We start from the raw sequence: 25,719 nt of genomic DNA on the forward strand, positions 1-25,719 counted from the left end.
AATCGGCATCAGTGAGGACATCAGTGCACGACCACGGCTCCCCGACCGACCGTCCGTTGCGAGCAATGTGGCAGCGCTATCGCGCCTATCGCGGCAGGTTCATGGCCGCAGTGCTCTTCTCGAGCTTGAACAAGATCTTCGATGTCGTTCCCGAGCTCCTCATCGGCGCGGCCGTCGACGTCGTGGTCCGGGGCGACGAATCGTTCGTTGGCAGTGCCTTGGGCGTCGAGTCGCGGCACGCGCAACTGGCGTGGCTGGCGGCCATCAATGTCGTCGTGTGGTTGCTGGAGAGCCTCACCGAATACATCGCCGCAGTGCTCTTCCGCGGACTGTCACAGTCGGTCGAGCACGACCTGCGCATCGAGGCGTACGACCACGCACAACGTCTTGATCTCGGCTGGCACGAACGGCGACCGCAGGGCGCGACCCTCGCGATCGTCAACGACGACATCAACCAACTCGAACGCTTCCTCGACGTCGGCGTGCCCCGCATCCTGCAGACAGCGCTCAACATTTTGCTGGTCGGCGCGGTCTTCGCATTCGCCTCCTGGCAACTGCTGCTCTTCGCTGTGGTGCCGATCCCGTTCATCATCGGCGGGGCACTGCTCTTCCAGCGTCGCCTCGAGCCGTTGTACGCGCGGGTGCGCCAGGGAGTGGCTGATCTGTCGGCCGCGCTGTCGGCGAACATCGCCGGTCTGGCAACGGTCAAGGCGTTCACCGCCGAGGACCGCGAGCGCGATCGGATCGAGGCGGTCTCCGACGCCTACCGGGAAGCCAACGTGCACGCGATCCGGGCTTCCGCAGCGTTCGTGCCGATCGTCCGGACGGCGATCCTTGCCGGCTTCACGTGCACCTTGCTCATCGGCGGCTGGCAGGTGCTCGACGGCGAGCTCGAGGTCGGCATGTACTCCGTGCTGGTCTTCATGACCCAGCGGCTGCTCTGGCCGTTGACCGATGTCGCTGAAGTGCTCGACCTCTACCAGCGCGGGCGCGCCTCCATCGTCCGCGTGCTCGGCCTCCTCGACGAGCGCGCGCTCGTGCAGCCGGGGTCGAACACCTTGCCCGAGCCGGTCACCGGACGGATCGGGTTGCGGGCGGTGCGCGCGGGTTATGCCGACGGACCGGACGTGTTGCACGGCATCGATCTGGTCATTCCTGCGGGAGAAACGCATGCGGTCGTCGGCGCGACGGGAGCCGGGAAGTCGACGCTGCTGCGCCAGCTGCTCCGGTTCGACGACCCGCGCTCGGGTGCGGTGTTGCTCGACGGTCAGGACGTGCGCGACCTGGACTGGGAGTCGTTGCGGGGATCGATGGGCTATGTGGCACAGGACGTCTACCTGTTCGCCGGCAGCCTGGCCGACAACATCGCCTACGGTCGCCCCGACGCCACCCGGGAGCAGATCAGGGCGGCGGCAGCTGCAGCCGCCGCGCTCGAAGTGATCGAAGCACTGCCCGAGGGTCTGGACACCTGGGTGGGCGAACGAGGCGTGACCTTGTCCGGCGGACAACGGCAGCGCATTGCCCTGGCCCGAGCTCTTCTTCGTGAGCCCCCTGTGCTCGTGCTGGACGAGGCAACGAGTGCCGTCGACAACGAGACCGAAGCCGCGATCCAGCGATCGTTGCGCACCGCCACGATGGGCCGCACGGCGGTTGTCGTCGCCCACCGGTTGTCCACGATCCGCAACGCCCATCGCATCTGGGTGCTCGAGGCCGGACGCATCGTCGAGTCAGGCACCCACGACGAGTTGGTCGCACACAACGGCCTGTACGCCGCGCTGTGGAAGGTGCAGACCGGCGACACGGCCACGGACCCGCAGGTCTGATCAGACCGGCCGCGATTTCTTCAGCAGGTACAGGAAGTACGGCGCACCGATCAGCGCGACCACGAGCCCGGCCGGTATCTGTGCCGGGGCGATGACGCTGCGGCCGAGGGTGTCCGCCAGGCTGAGCACCAGGGCCCCGAGCAGCACCGCAACCGGTATCACGGCGCGATGCCGACCACCGACGAGTGCGCGGGCGGCTTGTGGTGCGACCAGCCCGACGAAGCCGACGACTCCGACGGCCGACACGGCCGCTGCAGCGAGCAATGCTGCGATGGTCAGGCTGCCCAGGTGAAGACGTTCCAGTCGGATGCCGACCGTGCGAGGAAGGTCCTCGTCCACCCCCACCAGGTCGAGCTCACGGTGAAGCGCCCACAGTGCAGGCAATGCGACGATCAGCAGCCCGAGCACCGGCAGCACCTGGCTCCACGTGCGTCCGTAGGTCGAACCGGACAGCCAGGTGAAGATGTTCGGGGTGTCCCACGGGTTGGCCTGCAGCACGACGACGGTGGTGAGCGCGCTCGTCGCGAACCACACACCGATACCGATGAGCACCAAGCGTTCTGATTCCAGTCCCCCACGCCACGCAAGTGCGTAGACGAGCGCGAACGCAGCGAGCGCGCCGGCAGCAGCGGCGAGCCCGATGCCCTGTGCGGACGCCGCCGCCGGGGCAAGGGTGACCAGCAACGCGCCGGCCAGTCCGGCGCCGCCGGTGATTCCGAGCAGACCTGGTTCGGCCAGCGGGTTACGGCAAACGGCCTGGACGACTGTTCCCGACAGTGCAAGCGCCGCTCCGGCGAGGAGGGCGCCCACAACGCGCGGTGCCCGCTCGTCGAGGGCGAAGGTGACCAGCGGTCCGGCCTGGCCACGGGTCCAGTTGATGAGGTCGCCGGTCAGCAGGCGGTGTATCCCGCCAGTAACGCCAGCACCACGGCAGCGGCCACGGCCAGCACGAGACCGGTGATGATCCACCCGACAGGGCGATCCGGCCGGGACCGGGTCGTGGCACTCGCCGCACCCGCGCTGCCTTGCGAGCGCCGTGCCAGCGTGATCAGCACCAGGGCTCCCACGATGGAGGTCGCGACTCCGGTGGGCACCGACAGTGCAGCGTCGGCACCGAGGACGGCCCGCATGACGATGTCGGAGAGCAGCACCACCAGCGCGCCGACCAGACCCGACATGGGCAGCAATACCTGGTGTCGGCTGAGTGAGGGCAGCACGAATCGCAGCAGTCGAGCGATGCCTGAATGCTTGGGCGAGGTGACCGGCCCACCGGCCTGGGCAGGCAACTCTCGGTGGAGGCAAAAAGTGGCTCCGACCGGGCCGTTCTGCGCCGATCGGAGCCAACTATTGGTGGGCGATACTGGGTTTGAACCAGTGACCTCTTCCGTGTCAAGGAAGCGCGCTACCGCTGCGCCAATCGCCCGAGGTGGCGACGGGATTTGAACCCGTGTAGACGGCTTTGCAGGCCGTTGCCTCGCCTCTCGGCCACGCCACCGGTGATACTTCTGTTCGATCTGCCGTAGGCAAGACCAGAGCGGACAACCGGGCTCGAACCGGCGACCTCAACCTTGGCAAGGTTGCGCTCTACCAACTGAGCTATGTCCGCCTGCACCGCCATGCGGTGCGCTGCATGAGGCTAACCGATCGAGGCAGGTGAATCCAATCGGGACGCGCCGCCTTTCGAATCGGACGCGGTGGCTTCATCGGCGTCCGAGTCATCGTGCTCGCGGGCGGCTGCCGGTTTGCCCGCCGGCCGGCGCCCCAACGGGATGGGGCCAGAGCGGGTGTCTGCCAGCTTTTCGCGGGTGCGCTGCACTCCGTCGGTGAGGAACTCGCGTGCACGCTCGTGCACCGGCCCCTTCAGCTCCACCGGCCACAGGCGCATCGTGGCGGCATTGAGCGCCGCACCGATCAGCACCGCGATGCCGAGGAAGTACATCCAGATGAGCACGACGATCGCGGCGGCCAGCGGTCCGTAGATGCTCGTGCCGCCGACTGACGCGCCGAGCAGATAGCGCAGCGCCATCGCCGAGAGCACCCAGATCGCCAGCGTGAGGATCGCGCCCGGGAGGTCTCGCACCCAGGGTGTCTTGTGCGGGGTGGCGATGTAGAACAACGTCGAGAAGCCGAGCACGGTCAGGCCGCCGACAAGCGGCCAGTAGAACATCATCAGCACTTGGAGTTGGCCCGGCAGCCATTCGCTGAGCAACTGCGGTCCGACGACGATGAGCGGCACCACGATCGCGCCGAAGACCAAGGTGACGAAGTACAGTGACAGGCTCATCAGCCGGGTGCGCACGATGCCGCGCTCGCCACCCTGGCCGTACATGATCGACACGGTGTCGAGCAGCACGTTGAGGGCTCGCGAGCCCGACCACAACGAGAGCAGGAAACCGGCCGAGATGACATCAGGGCGCCCACCACGCAGCGCGTCGGAGATGGTCGGCATGATCACCTGCTGCAGGCTCTCCTCGGAGAAGAACTGCGTCGCGTAGCTCTCGATGGCCTCTGTGAATCTCGCCACAGCGTTGTCGCCCAGCCAGCCACCCAGGTAGCCCACCCCACCCAGCAGTCCGAAGACCAGGGGCGGGAAGGACAACAGCGCGAAGAAGCCGGCCTCGGCGGCAAGCCCGGTGACGCGGTACTGCATGCAGACACGGAAGGTCTCGCGCACGAGTCGGGCAAGCCCCAACAGGCCCGGCACCCTGCTGAGTGCCGCGACGGTGGAGGCGCGCACACTCACCTACGCACCCCGGTCCGTCCGGTCTTCGCACTCACGTCCTCCACGGTAGTGGTCCAAACAGTCACCTTCGTGCACCACAATGGCGTGCCATGGACATATGGCCAGGACAGCCCTACCCGCTCGGTGCGACCTTCGACGGTTCCGGGGTCAATTTCGCGATCTTCTCCTCAGTGGCGGAGCGGGTCGAACTCTGCCTGCTCGAACCCGACGACACCAGCGGCACCACCACCTTGACCGAGGAGCGGATCGAGCTCACCGAGGTCGACGGGCACGTGTGGCACGCCTATGTTCCTGGCATCCAGCCCGGGCAGCGCTACGGCTACCGCGTGCACGGCCCCTACGACCCCGACAACGGCCACCGCTGCAACCCGGCCAAACTCCTGCTCGACCCGTATGCGAAGGCCTTCGACGGTCAGATCGACGGCGACGAGTCGCTCTTCTCCTACCGCTTCGAGGACCCGACCGAGTTCAACGACGACGACTCACTGGGCCACACGATGCTCTCGGTGGTCGTCAACCCGTTCTTCGACTGGGGCCACGATCGCCCGCCGCGGCACGAGTACCACGACAGCGTGATCTACGAGACCCACGTCAAGGGCCTGACGATGACCCACCCGGACGTGCCGGAGGAGATCCGGGGCACCTACGCCGCGCTCGGCCACCCCGCGATCGTCGACCACCTCACCGAACTCGGCGTCACCGCTGTGGAACTGCTGCCGGTGCACCAGTTCGTGCAGGACACCACCCTGGTCGACAAGGGCCTGTCGAACTACTGGGGCTACAACACGATCGGCTTCCTGGCACCGCACAACGCTTACAGCAGCAGCGGCACCGACGGGCAGCAGGTAACCGAGTTCAAGGCGATGGTGAAGGCACTGCACGCCGCGAACATCGAGGTCATTCTCGACGTCGTCTACAACCACACCGCCGAAGGAAACCAGCTCGGCCCCACGATCGCTTTCCGCGGTCTCGACAACGCCGACTACTACCGGCTGGTCGACAGCGACAAGTCGCACTACTACGACACCACCGGCACCGGCAACAGCCTGCTGATGCGCAGCCCGCACGTCCTGCAGTTGATCATGGACTCGCTGCGCTACTGGGTGACCGAGATGCACGTCGACGGTTTCCGGTTCGACCTCGCCGCCACGTTGGCCCGCCAGTTCCACGAGGTCGACCGACTCTCGGCGTTCTTCGACATCATCCAGCAGGACCCCATCATCAGCCAGGTGAAACTGATCGCCGAGCCGTGGGACCTCGGCGACGGCGGTTACCAGGTGGGCAACTTCCCACCGCTGTGGACCGAGTGGAACGGCAAGTACCGCGACACCGTGCGCGACTTCTGGCGCGGTGAGCCGTCCACCTTGGGCGAATTCGCTTCTCGTATCACCGGATCCAGCGATCTGTACGCCCATTCGGGACGTCGCCCGATCGCGTCGATCAACTTCATCACTGCGCACGACGGATTCACCCTGCGCGACCTGGTGAGCTACAACGAGAAGCACAACGACGCCAACGGCGAGGACGGCAACGACGGCGAGTCGCACAACCGCTCGTGGAACTGCGGCGTCGAGGGTCCGACCGATGATGCGTCCGTCCGGGCCCTGCGTCGTCGCCAGCAGCGCAACTTCCTCACCACCCTGCTGCTGAGCCAAGGCGTGCCGATGATGGCGCACGGCGACGAGCTCGGACGCAGCCAGGGCGGCAACAACAATGTCTACTGCCAGGACAACGAGATCTCCTGGATCGACTGGGATCTGGACGAGGAACAGCAGTCGCTGCTCGAGTTCACCAGCCGGCTGATCAAGCTGCGTCTGGAGCACCCGACGTTCTGCCGTCGGCGCTTCTTCCAGGGCCAGGCCGACCACGGCGGCGAGAGCACCATCGGCGACATCGGCTGGTACTCCCCCGACGGCAACGCGATGACCGAGCTCGACTGGCGCAACCGTCTGGCTCGCTCGATGACGGTGTTCCTCAACGGCACCGCGATCCAGGCACCCGACCCGCAGGGGCGCCGGGTCGTCGACGACCACTTCCTGCTGCTGTTCAACGGCGGCGACGAAAACCTCGAATTCACGGTGCCGTCGGTCGTTGCGGACGCCGAATGGAGCGTGGCGATCGACACCTCGGCTGATGACGAGGACGACCAGTTCCAGGAGACGATCGAGGGCGGCTACGAGTACACCGTCCCGGCTCACTCGATCGCCGTGCTGCACTGCACATCCGACGAGAACTGATCAGATGAGTCTGAACTGAACTCAGTCGAACTGAAAACGGCCCGACCAACATGAGTGTTGGTCGGGCCCTTTCAGATGCAGGTCACCGGCATTCGGCGAGTCGCTGCTTCTGCTCCTCCACGTCGAACTCGGCGGCTGGCCATTGCAGGTCGAGCGCTCGCAGGTGGTGCAGCAGGATCTGCTGGACGGCCAGGCGGGCGAACCACTTGCGGTCGGCGGGCACGACGTACCAGGGCGCGGTGTCGGTCGACGTCTTGTCGAGCACCGCCTGGTAGGCCTCCTGGTAGGCGGGCCAGTGCTCACGCTCGTCCAGGTCGCCTGGATTGAACTTCCACCACTTGTCGGGGCGGTCGAGCCGCTCGCGCAGGCGTGCCTTCTGCTCGTCGGCCGAGATGTGCAACATGATCTTGATGATGTGGGTGTCGTTGCCCGACACCGACTTCTCGAAGGTGTTGATCTGGCCGTAGCGCCGCTGCCAAGTGCTCGCCGGGACGAGATTATGCACCCGCACGATGAGAACGTCCTCGTAGTGCGAGCGATCGAAGACCCCGATGTATCCGGGCTTCGGCAGTGCCTTGCGGATGCGCCAGAGGAACGGGTGTTTCCGCTCTTCGGCATTCGGCGCCTTGAAGGAGGTCAGCTGCACACCCTGCGGGTCGACGCTGCCGACGACGTGCCGCATGATGCCGCCCTTGCCGGAGGTGTCCATGCCCTGCACGACGAGCAGGATCGACGGGCCCTCCCCATCACGCCCACCGGCGTACAGCCGTTCCTGCAGAGTGTCGAGCTCGTCGACACCGGCAGCCAGTAGTTCCTCGGCCGCCGCCTTGTCGCCCTTGAAGCCGGGAGTCGAAGAAGCATCGAACGACGCGAGTTGGAATCCCTGCGTGACGCGCAGCTTCTGGACGATCTCGGTCGCGAGATCGACGCCGCCGGGCTTCTCCTTGGGCGCCTTTTCCTTGACGGACTTCTTCGACTTCTTCTTGGCCATAGGGGATGTTCTCACGATTGGATGGCCGACATGAGGAATCTGTTGGCCCATCATGGCGATCACGAGCAGGACGCACGGCTGGAGCCCGCGGATCTCCCTGCGGCGTACGGCTTGGCGGACGACACAGGCTGGTTCGTGCGTCTGAACTTCGTTGCGACCGTAGATGGTTCGGTGGTCGGAGCCGATCACCGGTCGGGCTCGATCAACAACGATGTCGACGGCCTGGTCTTCCAGATGCTACGAGCGTGGGCCGACGTCGTGGTGGTCGGTGCTGGCACCGCCCGCGCAGAGGAGTACGACGCTCCGATCACCGACGAGCGATGGACCTCGTTGCGTGCCGGACGCCCTCCGCACCCCGCGATGGCCGTGCTCTCGACCCACGGTGAACTCCCGCCGGGCATGGACACGATGGCACGCAGCGATGTCTTCGCCCTCGACACCAGCGGACCCGACGGCGTGCAACGGGCCTTCCACCAACTACGCCGCCGCGGCTACGAGAGGGTGCTGCTCGAAGGTGGCCCGACCGTCACCTCGCTGGCGCTTGCCGCCTCGGTGGTCGACGAGATCTGCCTGACCACCTCGCCGCAACTGGTCGGTGGATCGGCGCACCGCATGGTCGACGGCGACGACCTGCGCCTGGATGCGCAACTGGTGGGCCTCATCGAGAGCGACTCGACGTTGCTGGCCCGGTGGTCGCTACGCGCCGGCGGGAGCGCAGAAGCTGCGCACTGAGCGTTCCCATCGCTCGCTGTCGACATTCCATTCCCGACAATGCCGCGCTTGCTGGTAGCGGTCGAGTTTGATGATGTCCGGCCGCAGTTCCGCCAACTCCACCGACGGAGCGATCGGCACGAATTCGTCGTCCTCGGAATGGATGAGCAACGTGGGCTTGGTGAGTTCATCGGCGCGCGTCACCCAGTCGGCGCGCGTGATGTCGAGCGGCTCGGCAAGACCGATCAGGTTGCGGTGCAGGCGTCCTCGCATCATCTGCTGCCCCATGTCGTTGACAACACCCGGCAGTTTGTTGAGTCCGGCGTGGTGAGCCAGCACGTGCCGCCAATTGATCACCGGAGCGTCGAGGACAAGGCGACTGACGTGCTCGGCCAGGGGTGAGCGGTCGACGGTCTGCAGCACGGTCGCTCCACCCATCGACCAACCGAAGAGCTGGATGTCGGTGGCGCCCTCGTCGAGCACATGCCGCATCGCCGCTTCGACGTCCTGCCATTCGGTGAGGCCGAGGTTGTAGAGGCCATCGGCACCGGCTGGTACGCCGACGTCGTTGCGGTAGTTGATGATCAGCGCGTTGATGCCGCAGCGTTGCAGCGTCGGCAGCGCCCGCAGACATTCCGATCGCAATGCACCTCGACCGTGCACGAGTACGGCCCATCGGGTGGAGTCCGGCACCGTCATCCGCCACGCCGGCATGTCACCCACCGGGCTGCGATAGGTGACCTCGTCCAGGTCGATGCCGAGCGAGTCGGCCGGTGGACCGGCGTAGTAGCTGCCGTTGACCCGCGCGGGCCCGGCTGCCAACTGACCGAAGTCGACGCCCAGCAATTCCCGGGTCACTTCCTTGCCCTGCACCCCGAGCACCTCACCGATACGGGCATGGGTGTTGTAGCCGCCGACCCACAAGCCGTAGCGTCCCGGCGAGACGGTCTCGTCGTTGGCGTCCAGGGTGATCGTGAGGTCGGAAAAGGTGCGCACGACGCTGTCGTCGGCCGGTGGTTCGGGGGTGAGCACCTTGCGCGCGAAGTAAGCAGCCGCGGACGCAGCGCTGGCGGCTCCCATCATGGCTCCGGCTCCCAGTATCGAAGCCGCACGGACGAGGTGTCGAGGTTGCACACCCCCATCGTGTCAGCCGCGACACAATGACGGCATGACCGTCCCCTTCAAAACTCCGATCACGCCGATGCTGGCCAAGGCTGCCCCAAGCGTCCCGCCCTCGTCGGAGAAGGTGAGCTACTCCTACGAGCCCAAGTGGGACGGCTTCCGCTGCATCCTGGTCAAGGACAGCGACGACGTCGAACTCGAGTCGCGCGGATCGAAACCGCTGACTCGCTACTTCCCCGAGCTGATCGAAGCTGCCCGGCTGGATCTACCTGACCAGTGCGTGCTCGACGGCGAAGTGATCGTGCGGTCCGGCTCCCCCGGCGCCGAGCGCCTGAGTTTCGAGGCTCTCGGCCAGCGCATCCATCCGGCGGCGTCCCGGGTCAACAAGCTGTCGGTGGAAACCCCCGCCGAGATCGTCTTCTTCGATGCGCTCTGGATGGGCGGTGACTCGCTCATGGACGAACCCTTCTCGGTGCGCCGCACAGCCTTGGTCGACGGCCTGGCGCACGTGCCCAAGGGCAGCCCGTTCCATGTCACGCGGGTGACCGACGACCCGGCGGTGGCGACCCGATGGTTCGAGCAGTTCGAAGGCGCTGGCCTGGACGGGGTCATTGCCAAAGACCTCAGCGGCAGCTACCAGCCGGGCAAGCGCACCATGCTCAAGATCAAGCACAGTCGCACCTGCGACGCGGTGCTGCTCGGCTATCGGATCCACAAGAGCGGCAACGGTGTCGGCTCCTTATTGCTCGGCCTCTACGACGACGAAGGCAACCTGCGCAATGTCGGCGGCATCCTGGCCTTCACTGCCAAGCGCCGGGTCGAGCTCATCGACGAACTGGCTGACCTGGTGGTCACCGATGACGCAGGGGACGCAGTGCGCGGCGAGACGGATCGTTCGAGGTTCAGCAGCAACAAGGACGTCTCCTTCGTCAGGCTGCGGCCCGAGCGCGTGGTCGAGGTGAAGTTCGACCAGCTCGAAGGCTCACGCTTCCGTCATGGAGTCACCTTCCTGCGCTGGCGCCCCGACCGCGAACCGGAGTCGTGCCGGCTCGATCAGGTCGATCGGGCCAAGGCCTATGACCTGGGCGACGTGCTCTCGAGTTGAGCGGGGCACCGGCTACTTCTCGACGCGGTTGCCTTCGGCGTCCCAGTGCTCGGCCACCTTCTTGCTGGGCTGCACGCGGGGCGGCTCACCGGGCATCTTCGGGTAGTCGGGCGGGAAGTTGAGTTCGCCGAGACCGCGCTCCTGGATGTCCTTGTCCCACAACGCGATCGCAGCGGTGATATCGCCAGGTGCGCCGAGCTCGGCCCACGCATCCCCGCGCTCCGCGAGGATCTCCGGAGCCGTGCGCACGGTGTAGTCGGCCGGATCGGCATCACGCAGTACGTCCCAGGTGAGAGGCATCGACACCGGCGCGCCAGGCAGCGGCCGCGGTGAGTAGGCACCGGCGATGGTGCGGTCGCGGCAGGCCTGGTTGAAGTCGACGAAGATCTTCTCCCCGCGCTGCTCCTTCCACCAGGCGGTGGTGACCAGCTCAGGCATGCGGCGCTCCAGTTCACGGGCCACGCCGATGACGCCGTGCCGTACGTCCAGGAACTCATGAGTCGGGGCAATGGACGCGTAGACGTGCACCCCGCGGTTACCCGAGGTCTTCACCCGCGGAGTGAAACCCAACTCCTGCAACAGCTCTCGCAGACCGAAGGCTGCCTCGACGGCGTCCTTGAAGTCACGACCCGGTTGTGGGTCGAGGTCGATCCGCAACTCGTCCGGGTTGTCGTTGTTGTCCGCTTTCACCGGCCACGGGTGGAAGGTGACGGTGTTCATCTGCGCGCACCACACGGCCGCTGCCGGCTCGTCGAGCACCAGTTGGGCGTGCTTGCGTCCCGACGGGTAGGTACACATGACCGTCTGCACGTAGTCGGGGACGCCGCGGGGTGGGTTCTTGGAGAAGAACTGCTCGCCCTCGATGCCCTCCGGGAAGCGTTGCAGCGCAACAGGTCTGCCGCCATTGGCGTGGATGAACGGTCCACCCACGGCCACCAGGTAGCGAGCGAGATCTTCCTTGGTGATGCCGTCGCCGGGAAAGATGACTCGGTCGGGGCTGGAGATCTTCACCGTCCGGGTTTCGCCGTTCGTGCCCTCGATCTCGAGCATCACCGGCTTCGCAGCTGCCATGACGCAACTCTAGGGCCCTCGCTCTTGACCGTTTGCTGACCATTCCTTGCCCGAATGCAGACCGAACTGTTGCTCGATGTTCACCCTGCGCCGACCGTTCGGTACCCACAACCGCCATAGCGTCACGACTGTTCGACTCCCCCGCGATCCGAAAGACGCCCCCATGTCGATGTCTCCCTTCGTCCGCACCGCCGTTACCGGATCGGTGGCCGCACTTGCCGTCACGACCGCTGGCTGGTGTGCGCCGGCAGCCCGCGCCGCATCCAGTTCCGTCGTCATCGCCGAGGTGTACGGCGGCGGAGGCAACTCCGGTGCCTTACTCAACAGCGACTTCATCGAGCTCTACAACCTCAGCGGCGCTCCGGTCGATCTCGCGGGCTGGAGCGTGCAGTACTGGTCGGCCAGTGGCACCACCGCTCAACGGACACCCTTGACCGGCACCGTCGCGCCCGGTTCGAGCTTCCTGGTCAAGCAGGCGTCCGGTGCGAACACGTCGGCCCAGGCACTGCCCACGCCGGACGTCGTCGGCACGATCCCGATGAGCAGCACCGGCGGGCGGGTTGCGCTGGTCAACCCATCGGGCCAGACCATCGATCTGCTCGGCTGGGGCAGCGCCTCGGCCAGCGAGGGCGGCCCGGCACCCGCCACCTCGAATGCGACGTCCTCGGCGCGTAAGTCGCCGTGCACCGATACCGACGACAACGCAGCCGATTTCGCCACCGGCGCACCCACCCCACGAAACTCGGCCGCCGGCCCGCAGGAGTGCACCCCCACTGCCCCGGACACCGGCGTGAGTGCGACGGTCGCCCAGATCCAGGGCGCCTCGCACATCTCGCCGATGAACGGCCGCCAGGTGAAGGACGTCACGGGCATCGTGACGGCGGTCAAGAGCTCCGGCTTCTGGATTCAGTCGAGCGCTCCGGACGACGACCCCAGGACCAGCGAAGGCATCTACGTCTTCAGTCGCACCGCGCCGAACGTCGCAGTCGGTGACGCCGTGACCGTGGCCGGCACGGTGGCGGAATACCGCGCGGGCGGATCGGGTGGCACGAGCAACCTGACCACCACCGAACTGGACAACCCGACCGTCACCGTCGGGGCCTCGGGCCAGCCGCTGCCGGCTCCAGTGGTCCTCGGTGTCGACCGGGTGGCGCCGCCGCAGTCGATCTTCGCCGGTGACCCGGGATCGGTCGAGGCCGGCGGCGTGACCTTCGACCCGACCACCAACGCGATCGACTTCAACGAATCACTCGAAGGCATGCGCGTCGGTTTCAAGGACGCCCGCGCGGTCGGACCGACCAGCATCAGGTACGGCGAAACGCCCGTGGTGCCTGGTCAGCACGTCTCGGCGATCAACTCCCCTCGCGGCGGGGTGGTCTACGGCTCCTATGACAACCCGAACTCGCAGCGGCTCATCCTCAACGACTCGCTCATCAAGGGCGCGGTGTCCACCGCGCAGACCGGAGACGTCTACGCGGGCTCGACGGTCGGAGTGCTCGACTACTCCTTCGCCAACTACGTGGTCTACGCAACGCAGGCAGGCACGTTGAGCGCCAAGGGAATCCAGCGCGAGGTCACCGCCGCCCCCGCTGGCAACGAGCTGGCCGTGGCCACCTTCAACGTGGAGAATCTTGCGCCTTCCGATCCCGCGACCAAGTTTGCCCGTCTGGCGCGGCAGGTGGTCACCAATCTGAAGGCGCCCGACATCCTCGCCCTTGAGGAGATCCAGGACGACAGCGGTGCCACCAACGACGGCGTTGTCGATTCGACCAAAACCAGTGACGCCCTCATCGCAGCGATCAAGGCGGTGGGCGGCCCGGCATACCAAGCCAAGTGGGTCAACCCGGCCAACCTGCAGGACGGTGGAGCGCCCGGCGGAAACATCCGTCAGGTCTTCCTCTACCGCACCGACCGCGGCGTCTCCTTCGTCGACAAGCCCGGCGCAACCGCCAACAGCTCGATCGGTGTCGTGGGCACCGGCCGCGACACCGGCCTCACCCAGTCCCCCGGACGCATCGACCCCACCAACGCCGCGTGGGCCAACTCCCGTAAGCCCCTCGTGGGTCAGTTCAGCTGGAACGACCGCAGCGTCTTCGTGGTCGCCAACCATTTCAACTCCAAGGGCGGCGACGACCCGCTCTTCGGACGCTTCCAGCAGCCGGTGCGAAGCTCGGAAACCCAACGGCACAGCCAGGCCACCGTCGTCCGGGGCTTCGTCGACAAGCTGCTGGCAGCCGACCCGAAGGCGAATGTCATCGTGCTCGGTGACATCAACGACTTCGAGTTCAGCCGCACCACCGACACCCTGGTGGGCGGTGGATCCACCGCGTTGACCGATCTGCCGCGCACGTTGCCGGCCGGTGAGCGGTACACCTACGTCTACCAGGGCAACAGCCAGGTGCTCGACCACATCCTGCTCAGCCCCAACCTGGTGCGCACGATGGCGAACAAGCGCTACTCCTACGACATCGTCCACACCAATGCCGAGTTCAGCGATCAGGACTCCGATCACGACCCGCAGATCGTGCGGCTTCCGGTGCAAGTGACCCGCTGAGTCCAACACCTCCTTGGGGCGGGTAGGAATGTTCCTGCCCGCCCCCGGCGTTGTGCCGTTGCAACCCCGAGGTGAAGGAGAGTGGTCGACATGGCCAAGGTGACCAAGACCGAGCAGGAGTGGCGCGAGCAACTCAGCCCCGCCGAGTACGCCGTGCTGCGCGAGGGAGGCACCGAGCGTCCGTTCACCGGCGAATACACCGACACCGAGACGCAGGGTGTCTACAGCTGTCGGGCGTGCGGCGTCGAACTCTTCCGCGACACCACCAAGTTCCACAGCCACTGCGGCTGGCCGTCCTTCTACGCACCGACGGAAGGGGAAAACGTCACCCTCATCGAGGACCGCTCGATGGGCATGGTGCGCACCGAGGTGCGTTGTGCCAGTTGTGATTCCCACCTCGGCCACGTCTTCGAGGGCGAGGGCTACGACACCCCGACCGACCAGCGCTACTGCATCAACTCGGTGAGCTTGAAGCTCGAGCCCACTGACTGAAAGTGATTGCAGGACAAACGAACCGGCCCGTCCAGATGGACGGGCCGGTTCGTTGACGTGCGACCGATCAGCGCAGCTGTTCGACCAGGTCGGCGATGGTGATCTGCGGGCCGGTGAAGAAGGGGATCTCCTCGCGCACGTGACGGCGCGCGTCGACCGCTCGCAGGTCGCGCATGAGGTCGACGATGCGGTGCAGTTCGCCGGCTTCGAAGGCGAGCAACCACTCGTAGTCGCCGAGCGCGAACGAGGAGATGGTATTGGCACGCACGTCCTTGTAGTCGCGCGCCGCCTCGCCGTGCTCGCGCAGCATGCGACGGCGGTCCTCCTCGGGCAGGATGTACCAGTCGTAGGAGCGCACGAAGGGGTAGACGCAGACGTACTTCCCGGCCTCTTCACCGGCGAGGAAAGCCGGCACGTGACCGCGGTTGAACTCTGCAGCGCGGTGCAGACCGGCGTTCGACCACACCGCATCGAAGCTCTGGCCCAGCTGGGTGCGCAAGAAGCCGTGGTAGGCGTCCTGCAACTGCTCGATGGTGTCGGCGTGCCACCACACCAGCAGGTCGGCGTCGGCGCGCAGGCCGCCGACGTCGTAGATGCCGCGGACGACGACGCCCGACTTCTCCAGCGAGGCGAAGAACTTCTCCGCCTCCTTCACGGCCTTCTTGCGGTTGTCGGGCATCGGACGAACCGCTTTGAAGACCGAGTACATCGCGTACCGGATGGTGTTGTTGATCTCCTCAGCCTGCTCGGGAGTGGGCTCGGGGAACTGCTCGTGGTCGGTCATGACCGTCCTTATCTCGAATCGGATGGGATCAGTTGTTCGTGCACGGCTCGGGCGGCGGCGCGTCCGGAGCCGATACAGGCCGGGATGCCGACGCCGTCATAGGCAGCACCGGCGACGGAAATCCTTGGCAGACAAGCGACTTCGTCGCGAATGCGGGCGACGAGGTCGACGTGACCGGTGGCGTACTGCGGCAGGCCACCACCCCACCGTTTGACGTTGACGGCGACCGGAGCAGGCAACTCGCCCACCGCCTCGCGCAGTTCGCGCAGGCCGTCGGCCGCCAGCACCGCATCGGGGCGCTGCAACGCCTCGGCGTCGCGGAAGCGACCCATCGAGACGCGCGCATAGACCAGGTCAGGACGCTGCTGCCCCAGCCAGGGCCACTTCAGCGAGCTGAAGGTGGACGCCTTGATGCGGCGGCCGTCCAGCGGCGGCACCAGGAAACCGGACTGCTCCGGAAGTTGCTCGCGCACCGAACCCGGGAAGGCGTAGGTGATGACGGCCATCGAGGCGTATTCGATCGAGCGGAGCAACTGCGCCGCCGTGGGCGCGGACGCTTCGAGCAGCCGTGCAGTGGCCGGACCAGGGGTCGCCACCACGACGCCGTCGAAGCGCTGCGCCTCGCCGTCGCCCTGGCGAAGCATCCAGCCGCGCTCGTCCGGCTCCAACCCGGTGACGGTGACGCCGGTGCGGACGCGTGCTCCCCCGGCCTCCAAGCGATCGACCATGATCTGCGGCAGTGTGCCGATGCCACCGCGCAAACCCGCGAACACCGGAGGTTCGTCGTCGGTCGCCGCAGCCGGGGTGGCCTGGAAGCGGGACGCCGCAGCAGCTGCCTCCTGCAGCGAACGTCCTTCTCGCACAACGTCGTACAGCTGCGGGACACAGGCACGCAGGGAGAGGTAGCGGGCGTCGCCGGCGTAGACACCACCGAGCAAGGGCTCGACCAGGCGATCGACCACCGCGGGGCCGAAGGCCTGCTCGACCGCATCGCCGACCGAGATGTCGTCACCGTCGAACTCGACCGGCTGCTCCTGCGCTGCGCGCTCGACCTCGTCGTCACTGAGCAGCCCACGCAGACCGGCGGCATCCGACGGCACGCCCATGAGGGTGCCGCGCGGCATCGGCTGCATTTCGCCGCGGCTCCACACCGCGGCTCCGAGCATCGCGGGGGCTACCACGTCGAGGCCGAGTTCGGCGACGAGCGCCCGGGTTTCGGGGCGGCGTCCGAGCATCGATTCGGCCCCGATGTCGACCATCGACCCAGCGATGGATTCGGTGCGCAGCTTGCCGCCGACGCGGTCGGTCGATTCCAGGACGGTGACTCGGGCACCGGCACGGAGTAACTCCCACGCGGTGCTGAGTCCGGCGATACCGCCACCGATCACGGCTACTTCAACCACGTGGCCCAGTTTCCCACGAGTAGCTTGCATCTCCGACGCCGGGTAGTACTACCGCGAGCCGCTCAGTCCGCACGTCTGGACTGCACAGTCAAGAGCGGGAAGGAGTTCGCGAATCTCGTGTGGCCGCAAGGCGAATGGCGTGCGCATGAAGCCGTCCAGGCCGTTCCCGGACGCTGCAAAAGCAGCGCCGGACAGGAGTCCGACACCCTCGCGCGCTGCGGCTGCGACGAGTTGCCGGCTGCGCGGCGTCGGCAGCCGCCACCAGATCGACAGTCCACCGCTCGGACGCTGTGCCTGCCATCCGCGCTGCTGCCCGAAGTCCATCAGTAGGTCACGAGACTCGATCAGCGCGGCACGGGTGTCGCTGTGCAGACCGGGTTGCTCCGTGAGCATCTCGGCGAGCGCCAACTGGTCGAGGACGGAAGACCCGAGATCGGTCGTCCGTCGGGCGACGGCCAACGGCCGCACATGCTGGCGTGGCGCGCGCACCCAGCCCAGGCGCAAGCCGCCCCAGTGCGTCTTGCTCGCCGAGCCGACCGTGATGACGGCATCGTGGTGGGCCGCCATCGGCAGCACGTCGGGGCGTTTCTCCAGCCAGGTCTCACACAGTGTTTCGTCGACCACGGCGAGGGTGCTCTGGGAGCGCCAGATGTGTGCCAGGCGATCGCGATCGGCGTCGTCCAACAGCAGACCGGTGGGGTTCTTGAAGTCGACGACCGTCAGGCAGGCGGGGGCCTGCTTGGAGATCTGCTCGAACTCCTCGGCATCGAACTCCCCACCCGCAGCGGGCACCGCGACCGGCCGGCGCCCGATCGCTCGCACTGCCGCAACGGTGTTCGGGTAACCCGGGCTGTCGAGGCTCACGCGCACACCCCGTGGCGTCAGTGACGTCAGGGCAAGGCTCGCCGCTGCCGTCGCGCCGGTGGTCACGACGATCTGGTCGGCTGTGGTCGCGACACCGCGGTCGCGGTAACGCTGGGCGATGGCTTCCCGCAGCGGCGGAATGCCGTAGGGGAAGTAGCCGCGGCCAGCGGTGTACCGGGGCAACTGCTCCAGTGCTCGCTCGAATGCCGCCTGCAGGCCGGGTGTCGCCGGCGGCGCGGCCTGCATGAAATTGGCAGTGTCGGGGTCGATCGGTTCGTCAGCAAGCGGCTCCCCACCGCCTGCCGCAGCGCCGCCGGGCAGGGTGACGCGCGTGCCCGAACCGTGCTCCGCCCGTGCGTAGCCTCGCTCGACCAGCACGCCGTAGGCCCGGGTCACCGTCGTGCGTGAAACCCCCAGAGCCGGCGCCAGTTCGCGCTCGCTGGGCAAGCGCATGCCGGGCAGCACTCGTCCGTCGGCAACGGCCGCGCGCACGCCATCGGCAACCCAGAGGTATGTGGGTTGTTCGCTGCGCTCCTGCCCGAGCAAGGCGCGTAAGCGAGTTCCGGAGATTCGTCCGACCATGCGACCACTCTCACACAAGTGGCCCTTTCCAGCAAGGCCACTTCTGCGCCACGATGGAGCCCATGAGCAGCACCGTCGCCACACCCCGCCGAGAGCTTGCGAACCTCTCGCCCATCGAGCAGCTACGCGCTGGTCGGATGCCGCGCAGGCTCGTCCAGCTCTTCATCGGGCTCTCGCTCTACGGCCTGGCGATGGCGATGATGGTGCGCGCCGGCATCGGGCTCGACCCGTGGGATGTCTTCCACTACGGCGTCTTCCTGCACACCGGCTGGACCCTCGGCGTCACGGTGATCGTGGTGAGTATCCCGGTGTTGTTGCTCTGGGCACCCCTGCGCCAGTGGCCGGGCCTGGGCACTATCGCCAATACGGTCTGGATCGGTGTGGCCACCGACATCTCCCTGGCGCTTGTGCCGACAGCGCACGGACTCTTCAACCAGACCTCGATGTTCATTGCGGGGCTGGTGATCAACGCCCTCGGTGGAGCGCTCTACATCGGCAGTCAGCTCGGCCCGGGTCCGCGCGACGGCCTGATGACCGGCCTGCACCGCCGCACCGGCGTGAGCCTGCGGCTGGTGCGCACCGGCATCGAACTCACCGTCCTGGCGATGGGCTGGTTGCTGGGTGGCATCGTCGGAGTCGGGACGCTGCTCTACGCCCTGCTGATCGGCCCGCTCGTCCAGGCATTCTTGCCGCGCTGCATCGTCGACCTTCCCGGACACACGACGCCGTCCGAGGAGGAGCTCGCCGAACGAGGCGACTGAGGGGTCAGCGAGCCGAGTGCTCGTGCACCAACTCCACGACGCGGGTGAGCACCTCGGCGTCGGTGGTCGGCGGCACCCCGTGGCCGAGGTTGAAGATGTGGCCCTTGGCGGTCTTGCCGGCCGCGAGGATCTCGATGACCTTCTGCTCGATGGCGGGCCACGGCGCGAAGAGCAGCGCCGGGTCGAGGTTGCCCTGCAGTGCGTATTCCGGCCCGACGCGGCGAGCCGCCTCGTCCAGCGGAATGCGGAAGTCGACGCCGACGACGTCCGCACCGGCGGCGCCCATCGCGGGCAACAACTCACCGGTTCCGACCCCGAAGTGGATGCGTGGGACGTCCAACTCCCCCATGGCGCCGAGCACTGCGGCGGAGTGGGGCGCCACGAAGCGCTGGTAGTCGGCGAGGCTCAGCGCACCGACCCAGGAGTCGAAGAGCTGGATCGCGCTGGCGCCGGCTTCGACCTGCACCTGCAGGAAGGTCTGCGAGATGCGAGCAAGCTTGGCGCACAACGCGTTCCACAGGCCAGGATCGCCGTACATCATCGCCTTGGTGTGCTCGTGATTGCGCGAGGGTCCGCCCTCCACGAGGTAGCTGGCAAGAGTGAACGGTGCCCCCGCGAAACCGATGAGCGGGGTGCCACCGAGCTCGCCGACGAGCATCTTCACCGACGTGGCGATGTCGTCGATCTGGTCGGGCGTCAGCTCGGGCAGTGCCTCGACATCGGCGGCCGTGCGCACCGGGTTGGCGATCACCGGACCGACACCGGGGACGATGTCGAGGTCGATACCCGCAGCCGCCAAGGGCACCACGATGTCGCTGAAGAAGATGGCGGCGTCGACCTTGTGGCGGCGCACCGGCTGCAGGGTGATCTCGGTGACCAACTCCGGCATGCGGCACGACTGCAGCATGGGAATGCCCTCGCGCACCTTCTTGTACTCCGGCAGCGATCGTCCTGCCTGACGCATGAACCACACCGGCGTGTGGGTCGTCGACTGGCCGCGGGCAGCGCGGACGAGGTTGCTCTCACGGGGATCAGCAGACACGGCATTCACGGCCTCGATCCTGCCATGTGGGCTGCACCGGCGCGCCGCTGCAGGGTTCGAAGGCATGTTCGACATACCCTCGACGACGTGGGTTCGAAGAATGCGAGTAACGACATCGGGTCGCGCTTCAGTCGTGTCGTCCGTGAGCTGGAAGGCGTCCGGCTCCGCCCCGAAGTGAGCCTCACCGAGGTGCCGGCTCCCGGGCGTATTGCGCCCTACTCGGTGGCGATGACCGCCGATGTCGCGACCTCCGACGACGACGAGTCGGCCACCGGCCGGTTCGTGGTGCTGCACGACCCGTCGTGCCCCGAACCCTGGGACGGCGCCTGGCGCGTGGTCACCTTCGCCCGCGCCGAGCTCGAGCCCGAACTCGCCTCTGATCCTTTGCTCGGCGAGGTCGGATGGTCGTGGCTGACCGACGCCCTCCATGAAGCAGGCGCCGCGTTCACTGCCGAAGCAGGCACCGTCACACGCGTGCTCTCCCAAGGCTTTGGCGGACTCACCGAGAACGGCACGAGCGTCGAGATGGAGATCCGCGCCTCGTGGACTCCGACCACCGACGACCTCACCACTCACCTGCAGGCGTGGGGCGCGATGCTGTGCACCATCGCGGGACTGCCGCCGCTGCCCGAAGGCGTCGTCGCGCTGCCGGGTCAGCGTCGATGACCGACCACGCATCTGCCCCAGCAGGCGATTCCACTCCCCCGAAGCCGGAGTATCCGCTGCTGGCGGCACCCAAGGACGGCGTCCCCGAAGTCATCGAATCCGAGCGTGCGCTCGACGCAGCGGCGCAGGCTCTGGCCGGTGCGGATGGCCCCGTCGCTGTCGATGCCGAACGTGCCTCCGGATTCCGGTACGGCAATCGCGCCTACCTGGTGCAACTTCGGCGCGAGGGAGCCGGCTCGTTCCTGATCGACCCGATCGCCTGCCCTGACCTCAGCCCGATCCAGGACGCACTGGGCGACGCCGAGTGGGTGCTGCACGCAGCCACCCAGGATCTGCCCTGCCTGGCCGAGGTGGGCCTGCACCCCACCTCCCTCTTCGACACCGAGCTCGGCTCCCGGCTGGCCGGTCTGCCACGGGTGGGCCTGGCGGCGGTCGTCGAGCACTACCTCGGCGTCACCCTCGCCAAGGAGCACTCCGCCGTCGACTGGTCGGAGCGGCCCTTCCCGCAGTCGTGGCTCACCTACGCCGCGCTCGATGTCGAGGTGCTGATCCAGGTGCGGGATGCGCTCGCAGCCGACCTGCAACAGCAGGGCAAGGGCGAATGGGCCGCACAGGAATTCGCCGCTCTCACCCACTTCACCGCGCCCGTGCGCGAGGAGCCCTGGCGGCGCACCTCCGGCATGCATCGCACCAAGAACCGGCGCGCTGTGGCCCGCGTGCGGGAGCTGTGGCTGACCCGTGACGCGCTCGCCCAGCAGCGCGACACCGCACCCGGTCGCGTGCTGCCCGACGCGCTCCTGGTCGAGCTGGCCAACAAAGACCCCAAGAATGCCGCCGAGCTCGCGCAGGTTCGCGCGGCTCCACCGAAAGGACGCTCCGGTGGTCGTCCGCACCCGGGGCTGCTGCGACACCGTGACAAGTGGCTGGACGCCCTGCGCCGGGCAGGCCAGTTGCCCGACAAGCAGCTCCCCGCGGCCAATGCCCGCACCGAAGGCCCGCCTCCGGCCCGCGCATGGGCCGATCGCGACCCGGTGGCGGCCGCTCGTCTGAGTGCGGCTCGGGAGGCGCTGGCCGGTGTGTCCGAGGAACGCCAGATCCCGGTCGAGAACCTCCTGACCCCTGACACCCTGCGCCGGGTGCTCTGGTCACCGCCCGAACCCCTTGACGCAGAACGGGTTCGGCAGCAACTCACCGATCTCGGCGCGCGTCCCTGGCAGGTCGAGATCGCAGCGCCGATCATCGCGGACGCAGTTTCCGCCAACCTGCCTACCAGCAAGTAACAACGCCGGTTAGAGTCGTGCTGACCCATTGACTCACCCAGGGAGGCACCGTGCCCCGCACGCTCTCCGAGGTCGTCTTCGTCGACGGCGTTCGTACGCCCTTCGGCAAGGCCGGCGAGAAGGGCATCTACGCCCAGACTCGCGCTGACGACCTCGTCATCAAATGCATTCGCGACCTGTTGCGTCGTCAGCCCAACCTTCCGCCGGAGCGCGTGGAGGAAGTGGCCATCGCAGCCACCACGCAGATCGGCGACCAGGGATTGACGCTGGGCCGCATGGCGGCGCTGCTGTCCGGGCTGCCCAAGACCACCCCCGGCTACTCCGTCGACCGCATGTGCGCCGGCGCGATGACCGCCGTCACCAACACCGCCTCCAGCATCGCCTTCGGTGCCTACGAGGTGGCGATCGCCGGCGGCGTCGAGCACATGGGCCGTCACCCGATGGGCGAGGGGGTCGACCCCAACCCGCGGATCATCGCCGAGAAGCTGGTCGACACCTCCGCGCTGGTGATGGGCGAGACCGCTGAGAACCTCCACGACCGCTACCCCAGCATCACCAAGGAGCGCTGTGACGCGTTCGCAGTGGGTAGCCAGAACAAGCTGCAGCAGGCCTACGAGGACGGCAAGATCCAGCCCGACCTCGTGCCTGTCGCCACGCGCCACGCCGAGAAGGGCTGGGGCCTGGCCACTGTCGACGAGCCGCCGCGCAAGGACGTCAAGATCGAGGATCTCGCCTCGCTCAAGACCCCGTTCCGCGCCCACGGCAACGTGACCGCCGGTAACGCCGCAGGTCTCAACGACGGCGCCACCGCCTGCATCCTGGCCTCCGAGCGAGCAGCCACCGAGCTCGGTCTGCCGGTCGGCATGCGCCTGGTCACGTACTCCTTCGTCGGTGTCGAACCCGAGGTCATGGGATACGGTCCCGTGCCGGCCACGGAGAAGGCGCTCGACCACGCGGGCCTCACCATCGACGACATCGGCCTGTTCGAGCTCAACGAGGCCTTCGCGGTGCAGGTGCTGGCCTTCCTCGAGCACTTCGGCATCGCTGACGACGACAAGCGCGTCAACCCGTGGGGCGGCGCCATCGCAACCGGTCACCCGCTTGCTTCCTCGGGCGTGCGCCTCATGACGCAGTTGTCGCGCCAGTTCGCCGAGCACCCCGAGGTGCGTTACGGCCTCACCGCGATGTGCATCGGCATCGGCATGGGCGGCGCGGTGATCTGGGAGAACCCCCACCACGCCGAGTACGTCAGCTCCATCGCCGGTACGGACAAGGAAGGTGTCGCCTGATGAGCGTCGAGAACACCCACGTCGACGAGGTCGTGACCCACGTCCGCAGCCAGGACGTGCAGTTGCCTGGTGGCACCTTCGTCCTGCTCACCCTGGACAACGGTTTCGACCACACCAAGCCCAACTCGTTCGGCCCGGCCGGCCTCTCCGAGCTCTCCGTGGCACTCGACCGCGCCGCGGAGCGCGCTGACGCCGGCGAGATCATCGGTCTCGGCATCACCGGCAAGCCGTTCATCTTCGCCGTCGGCGCCGACCTCAAGGGCGTCGCCACGATCACCTCCCGCGAGCAGGCGCTGGAGATCGCGCGTCAGGGCCACGAGGTCTTCAGCAAGATCACCGACCTGTCCGTGCCCACCTTCGCGTTCATCAACGGCGCGTCGATGGGTGGCGGCGTGGAGATCGCGCTGTACGCCGACTACCGCACGATCTCGGCGGACGTGCCTGCGTACGCCACCCCCGAGGTCTTCCTGGGACTCGTGCCCGGTTGGGGCGGCACCTACCTGCTGCCGCACCTGATCGGCGTCGAAAATGCGCTCAAGCTGATCGTGGAGAACCCGCTCAACCAGAACCGCATGATCAAGGGCAAGGACGCCTTCGCCCTCGGCTGTGCCGACCGTCTGCTCGAGCCGGTCACCTTCCTGGAGGACTCGCTCGACTTCGCTGGCAAGGTCATCGCCGGTGAGGAGAAGGTCGACCGCGCGCCGGTCGACACCGACGAATCGGCCTGGGACGCAGCGGTTTCGGCGATGCGCAAGACCGCCCTGCAGCGCACCGGCGGAGCTGCGATCTCGGCCACCCGTGCGCTCGACCTCGTCGAAGCGGCTCGCACCGCCTCGCGCGAGGACGCCTTCGAGGCGGAGAACCAAGCGCTGGCCGACCTCATCATGAGCGACGAACTGCGCGCCGGCCTCTACGCCTTCGACCTCGTGCAGCGCCGCGCCAAGCGTCCGGCTGGTGCTCCCGACAAGGCGTTGGCCCGCAAGGTGACCAAGGTGGGCATCGTCGGTGCCGGCCTGATGGCCAGCCAGCTCGCGTTGCTGTTCATCCGCCAGCTCAAGGTGCCGGTGGTCATGACCGACCTCGACCAGGAGCGCGTCGACAAGGGCGTGGCCTATGTGCACGCCGAGATCGACAAGCTCGCTGCGAAGGGACGCATCTCCCCCGACGGCGTGAACCGTTTCAAGGCGCTCGTCACCGGTTCCACCTCCAAGGACGGATTCGCCGACGCCGACTTCGTCATCGAGGCCGTCTTCGAGGAGATGTCGGTCAAGAAGAAGGTGTGGGCCGAGGTCGAGGCGATCGTGACGCCGGAGTGCGTGCTCGCGACCAACACCTCGTCGCTGTCGATCACCGAGATGGCCGAAGACCTCAAGCACCCGGAGCGGGTCGTGGGCTTCCACTTCTTCAACCCGGTGGCCGTCATGCCGCTGCTGGAGATCATCCGCGGCGAGAAGACCGACGACGCTACTCTCGCAACGGCATTCGCTGCAGGAAAGGGCCTGAAGAAGACCTGCATCCTGGTGAAGAACTCGCCGTCGTTCGTCGTCAACCGTCTGCTCGGGCGTTTCATGGGCGACGCGGGTCGCATGGTCGATGAGGGCACGCCGATCGAGACCGTCGAGAAGGCGTTCGCCGGCCTCACCCCGATGCCGCCGTTCATGCTGATCTCGTTGGTCGGTCCCCCGATCGCGCTGCACAACAGCGAGACCCTCGCCAAGGCCTTCCCGGACCGCTTCCGGGCGAGCAAGAACCTGGCGAAGGTCGTGGAGGCGAAGATCCCCTCGTTCTACGGCGCCGACGGGAAGATCGACCCGAAGGTCATGGAGCTGTTCGATGCTCCGTCCGACCCGAAGGAGCTCACCGCCGAGCAGGTGCGCGAGAGCGCGCTGGCCTCGATGGCCGACGAGATCCGCCGAATGCTGGACGAAGGCGTCGTCGCCGAGGTGCAGGACATCGACCTCGCCATGATCACCGGTGCGGGTTTCCCGTTCTGGAACGGCGGCATCTCACCGCTGTTGGACCGCACCGGCACCTCCGAGAAGGTCACGGGTTCGCGGTTCCTGGCTGCGGGCGTTGCGAGCGTGCCCACGTCCTGAGCACATCTCGAGCGCGAAGGCGCGACCTGTCCACGTGACAGGTCGCGCCTTTCGTGTCGAAGGGGTGATCAGCGTTACGCTGAACAGACTGCTTTGCATCCCG

21 protein-coding genes and 3 tRNA genes are annotated in these 25,719 nt (G+C 67.1%); 11 read left to right on the top strand and 13 right to left on the bottom strand.

Translation table 11 applies throughout. The features are described 5' to 3' along the window. Positions 1 to 11 precede the first annotated feature (11 nt). On the top strand, positions 12 to 1,823 hold the full coding sequence (locus J5M86_RS08435) for an ABC transporter ATP-binding protein (RefSeq protein ID WP_244328278.1): 1,812 nt from the start codon (positions 12 to 14) through the stop codon (positions 1,821 to 1,823). Here the strand turns inward: J5M86_RS08435 and J5M86_RS08440 are convergent, their stop codons facing one another. From J5M86_RS08440 to J5M86_RS08465, 6 genes are all read right to left on the bottom strand, one after another. Beyond that, positions 1,824 to 2,633 (bottom strand): iron chelate uptake ABC transporter family permease subunit, encoded by an 810-nt coding sequence (locus J5M86_RS08440; protein WP_208965001.1) that lies wholly within the window; start codon positions 2,631 to 2,633, stop codon positions 1,824 to 1,826. An 80-nt stretch (positions 2,634 to 2,713) separates the two neighbouring features. Continuing rightward, a complete protein-coding gene (locus J5M86_RS08445) occupies positions 2,714 to 3,109 on the bottom strand; it encodes an iron chelate uptake ABC transporter family permease subunit (protein WP_188061050.1) in 396 nt (131 codons plus the stop codon). Between the two features lie 62 nt (positions 3,110 to 3,171). Further along, positions 3,172 to 3,246: transfer RNA gene (locus tag J5M86_RS08450), tRNA-Val, on the bottom strand. A gap of 1 nt (position 3,247) precedes the next feature. Continuing rightward, positions 3,248 to 3,318, bottom strand: a tRNA-Cys gene (locus J5M86_RS08455). A gap of 38 nt (positions 3,319 to 3,356) precedes the next feature. Beyond that, positions 3,357 to 3,429: transfer RNA gene (locus tag J5M86_RS08460), tRNA-Gly, on the bottom strand. A 30-nt stretch (positions 3,430 to 3,459) separates the two neighbouring features. After that, complete coding sequence (locus J5M86_RS08465; protein WP_244328279.1) at positions 3,460 to 4,566, bottom strand: YihY/virulence factor BrkB family protein; 1,107 nt, start codon at positions 4,564 to 4,566, stop codon at positions 3,460 to 3,462. Positions 4,567 to 4,655: 89 nt separating this feature from the next. Here J5M86_RS08465 and glgX point away from each other — a divergent pair, with 89 nt between their 5' ends. Continuing rightward, entirely contained in the window at positions 4,656 to 6,803 is a 2,148-nt protein-coding gene (glgX, locus tag J5M86_RS08470) for a glycogen debranching protein GlgX (protein WP_188061049.1), read from the top strand. A gap of 82 nt (positions 6,804 to 6,885) precedes the next feature. On the opposite strand, the gene J5M86_RS08475 is transcribed toward glgX, so the two are convergent. Beyond that, positions 6,886 to 7,794 (bottom strand): PPK2 family polyphosphate kinase, encoded by a 909-nt coding sequence (locus J5M86_RS08475; RefSeq protein ID WP_188061181.1) that lies wholly within the window; start codon positions 7,792 to 7,794, stop codon positions 6,886 to 6,888. A gap of 30 nt (positions 7,795 to 7,824) precedes the next feature. Here J5M86_RS08475 and J5M86_RS08480 point away from each other — a divergent pair, with 30 nt between their 5' ends. Further along, on the top strand, positions 7,825 to 8,526 hold the full coding sequence (locus J5M86_RS08480; RefSeq protein ID WP_188061048.1) for a dihydrofolate reductase family protein: 702 nt from the start codon (positions 7,825 to 7,827) through the stop codon (positions 8,524 to 8,526). Here the strand turns inward: J5M86_RS08480 and J5M86_RS08485 are convergent. Next, a complete protein-coding gene (locus tag J5M86_RS08485; protein WP_244328281.1) occupies positions 8,491 to 9,585 on the bottom strand; it encodes a S9 family peptidase in 1,095 nt (364 codons plus the stop codon). The genes J5M86_RS08480 and J5M86_RS08485 overlap by 36 nt on opposite strands. 88 nt (positions 9,586 to 9,673) lie before the next feature. On the opposite strand from J5M86_RS08485, the gene J5M86_RS08490 reads away from it, so the two are divergent. After that, on the top strand, positions 9,674 to 10,732 hold the full coding sequence (locus J5M86_RS08490) for an ATP-dependent DNA ligase (RefSeq protein WP_188061046.1): 1,059 nt from the start codon (positions 9,674 to 9,676) through the stop codon (positions 10,730 to 10,732). A gap of 12 nt (positions 10,733 to 10,744) precedes the next feature. Here J5M86_RS08490 and ligD read toward each other — a convergent pair whose 3' ends face one another. Next, positions 10,745 to 11,803, bottom strand: a complete 1,059-nt coding sequence (ligD, locus tag J5M86_RS08495) for a non-homologous end-joining DNA ligase (protein WP_188061045.1) — start codon at positions 11,801 to 11,803, stop codon at positions 10,745 to 10,747. Positions 11,804 to 11,966: 163 nt separating this feature from the next. Here ligD and J5M86_RS08500 point away from each other — a divergent pair, with 163 nt between their 5' ends. Next, positions 11,967 to 14,357, top strand: a complete 2,391-nt coding sequence (locus tag J5M86_RS08500) for a lamin tail domain-containing protein (protein WP_208965002.1) — start codon at positions 11,967 to 11,969, stop codon at positions 14,355 to 14,357. Positions 14,358 to 14,447: 90 nt separating this feature from the next. Then, a complete protein-coding gene (msrB, locus tag J5M86_RS08505) occupies positions 14,448 to 14,849 on the top strand; it encodes a peptide-methionine (R)-S-oxide reductase MsrB (RefSeq protein WP_188061044.1) in 402 nt (133 codons plus the stop codon). A gap of 67 nt (positions 14,850 to 14,916) precedes the next feature. Here the strand turns inward: msrB and hemQ are convergent, their stop codons facing one another. Genes hemQ through J5M86_RS08520 form a run of 3 tightly spaced genes read right to left on the bottom strand, consistent with a single transcriptional unit; the run spans position 14,917 to position 18,482 of the window. Then, entirely contained in the window at positions 14,917 to 15,633 is a 717-nt protein-coding gene (gene hemQ, locus J5M86_RS08510) for a hydrogen peroxide-dependent heme synthase (protein ID WP_188061043.1), read from the bottom strand. 8 nt (positions 15,634 to 15,641) lie between these two features. After that, positions 15,642 to 17,036: a protoporphyrinogen oxidase gene (gene hemG / locus J5M86_RS08515; protein ID WP_305847079.1), complete on the bottom strand. Its 1,395-nt coding sequence runs from the start codon at positions 17,034 to 17,036 to the stop codon at positions 15,642 to 15,644. 48 nt (positions 17,037 to 17,084) lie between these two features. Beyond that, complete coding sequence (locus J5M86_RS08520; RefSeq protein ID WP_188061041.1) at positions 17,085 to 18,482, bottom strand: PLP-dependent aminotransferase family protein; 1,398 nt, start codon at positions 18,480 to 18,482, stop codon at positions 17,085 to 17,087. Positions 18,483 to 18,535: 53 nt separating this feature from the next. Between J5M86_RS08520 and J5M86_RS08525 the strand changes: the two genes are divergently transcribed. Next, complete coding sequence (locus tag J5M86_RS08525) at positions 18,536 to 19,243, top strand: YitT family protein (RefSeq protein ID WP_188061040.1); 708 nt, start codon at positions 18,536 to 18,538, stop codon at positions 19,241 to 19,243. A gap of 4 nt (positions 19,244 to 19,247) precedes the next feature. Here the strand turns inward: J5M86_RS08525 and hemE are convergent, their stop codons facing one another. Then, positions 19,248 to 20,360, bottom strand: coding sequence for a uroporphyrinogen decarboxylase (hemE, locus tag J5M86_RS08530; RefSeq protein ID WP_370587351.1), 1,113 nt, complete (start codon positions 20,358 to 20,360; stop codon positions 19,248 to 19,250). 12 nt (positions 20,361 to 20,372) lie between these two features. Between hemE and J5M86_RS08535 the strand changes: the two genes are divergently transcribed. From J5M86_RS08535 to J5M86_RS08550, 4 genes are read left to right on the top strand one after another with little or no spacing between them, the layout of a single operon-like run. Beyond that, positions 20,373 to 20,951, top strand: a complete 579-nt coding sequence (locus J5M86_RS08535) for a DUF3000 domain-containing protein (protein WP_256433465.1) — start codon at positions 20,373 to 20,375, stop codon at positions 20,949 to 20,951. Further along, positions 20,948 to 22,231: an HRDC domain-containing protein gene (locus tag J5M86_RS08540; protein WP_188061037.1), complete on the top strand. Its 1,284-nt coding sequence runs from the start codon at positions 20,948 to 20,950 to the stop codon at positions 22,229 to 22,231. Before J5M86_RS08535 ends, J5M86_RS08540 begins: the two co-directional genes overlap by 4 nt. 50 nt (positions 22,232 to 22,281) lie before the next feature. After that, entirely contained in the window at positions 22,282 to 23,520 is a 1,239-nt protein-coding gene (locus tag J5M86_RS08545) for a thiolase family protein (protein ID WP_188061036.1), read from the top strand. Next, complete coding sequence (locus tag J5M86_RS08550; protein ID WP_188061035.1) at positions 23,520 to 25,616, top strand: 3-hydroxyacyl-CoA dehydrogenase NAD-binding domain-containing protein; 2,097 nt, start codon at positions 23,520 to 23,522, stop codon at positions 25,614 to 25,616. Before J5M86_RS08545 ends, J5M86_RS08550 begins: the two co-directional genes overlap by 1 nt. The last annotated feature ends 103 nt before the right edge of the window (positions 25,617 to 25,719 follow it).

Source organism: Yimella sp. cx-51, assembly GCF_017654605.1.
Lineage (GTDB): Bacteria > Actinomycetota > Actinomycetes > Actinomycetales > Dermatophilaceae > Yimella.

Excerpts from the sequence above, each read along its gene's own strand:
- glgX (WP_188061049.1), top strand. The coding sequence starts at position 4,656 with ATGGACATATGGCCAGGACAGCCCTACCCGCTCGGTGCGACCTTCGAC.
- J5M86_RS08475 (WP_188061181.1), bottom strand. The coding sequence starts at position 7,794 with ATGGCCAAGAAGAAGTCGAAGAAGTCCGTCAAGGAAAAGGCGCCCAAG.
- J5M86_RS08480 (WP_188061048.1), top strand. The coding sequence starts at position 7,825 with ATGAGGAATCTGTTGGCCCATCATGGCGATCACGAGCAGGACGCACGG.
- J5M86_RS08485 (WP_244328281.1), bottom strand. The coding sequence starts at position 9,585 with ATGGGAGCCGCCAGCGCTGCGTCCGCGGCTGCTTACTTCGCGCGCAAG.
- J5M86_RS08490 (WP_188061046.1), top strand. The coding sequence starts at position 9,674 with ATGACCGTCCCCTTCAAAACTCCGATCACGCCGATGCTGGCCAAGGCT.
- ligD (WP_188061045.1), bottom strand. The coding sequence starts at position 11,803 with ATGGCAGCTGCGAAGCCGGTGATGCTCGAGATCGAGGGCACGAACGGC.
- J5M86_RS08500 (WP_208965002.1), top strand. The coding sequence starts at position 11,967 with ATGTCGATGTCTCCCTTCGTCCGCACCGCCGTTACCGGATCGGTGGCC.
- msrB (WP_188061044.1), top strand. The coding sequence starts at position 14,448 with ATGGCCAAGGTGACCAAGACCGAGCAGGAGTGGCGCGAGCAACTCAGC.
- hemQ (WP_188061043.1), bottom strand. The coding sequence starts at position 15,633 with ATGACCGACCACGAGCAGTTCCCCGAGCCCACTCCCGAGCAGGCTGAG.
- J5M86_RS08520 (WP_188061041.1), bottom strand. The coding sequence starts at position 18,482 with ATGGTCGGACGAATCTCCGGAACTCGCTTACGCGCCTTGCTCGGGCAG.
- J5M86_RS08525 (WP_188061040.1), top strand. The coding sequence starts at position 18,536 with ATGGAGCCCATGAGCAGCACCGTCGCCACACCCCGCCGAGAGCTTGCG.
- hemE (WP_370587351.1), bottom strand. The coding sequence starts at position 20,360 with ATGTCGAACATGCCTTCGAACCCTGCAGCGGCGCGCCGGTGCAGCCCA.
- J5M86_RS08540 (WP_188061037.1), top strand. The coding sequence starts at position 20,948 with ATGACCGACCACGCATCTGCCCCAGCAGGCGATTCCACTCCCCCGAAG.
- J5M86_RS08550 (WP_188061035.1), top strand. The coding sequence starts at position 23,520 with ATGAGCGTCGAGAACACCCACGTCGACGAGGTCGTGACCCACGTCCGC.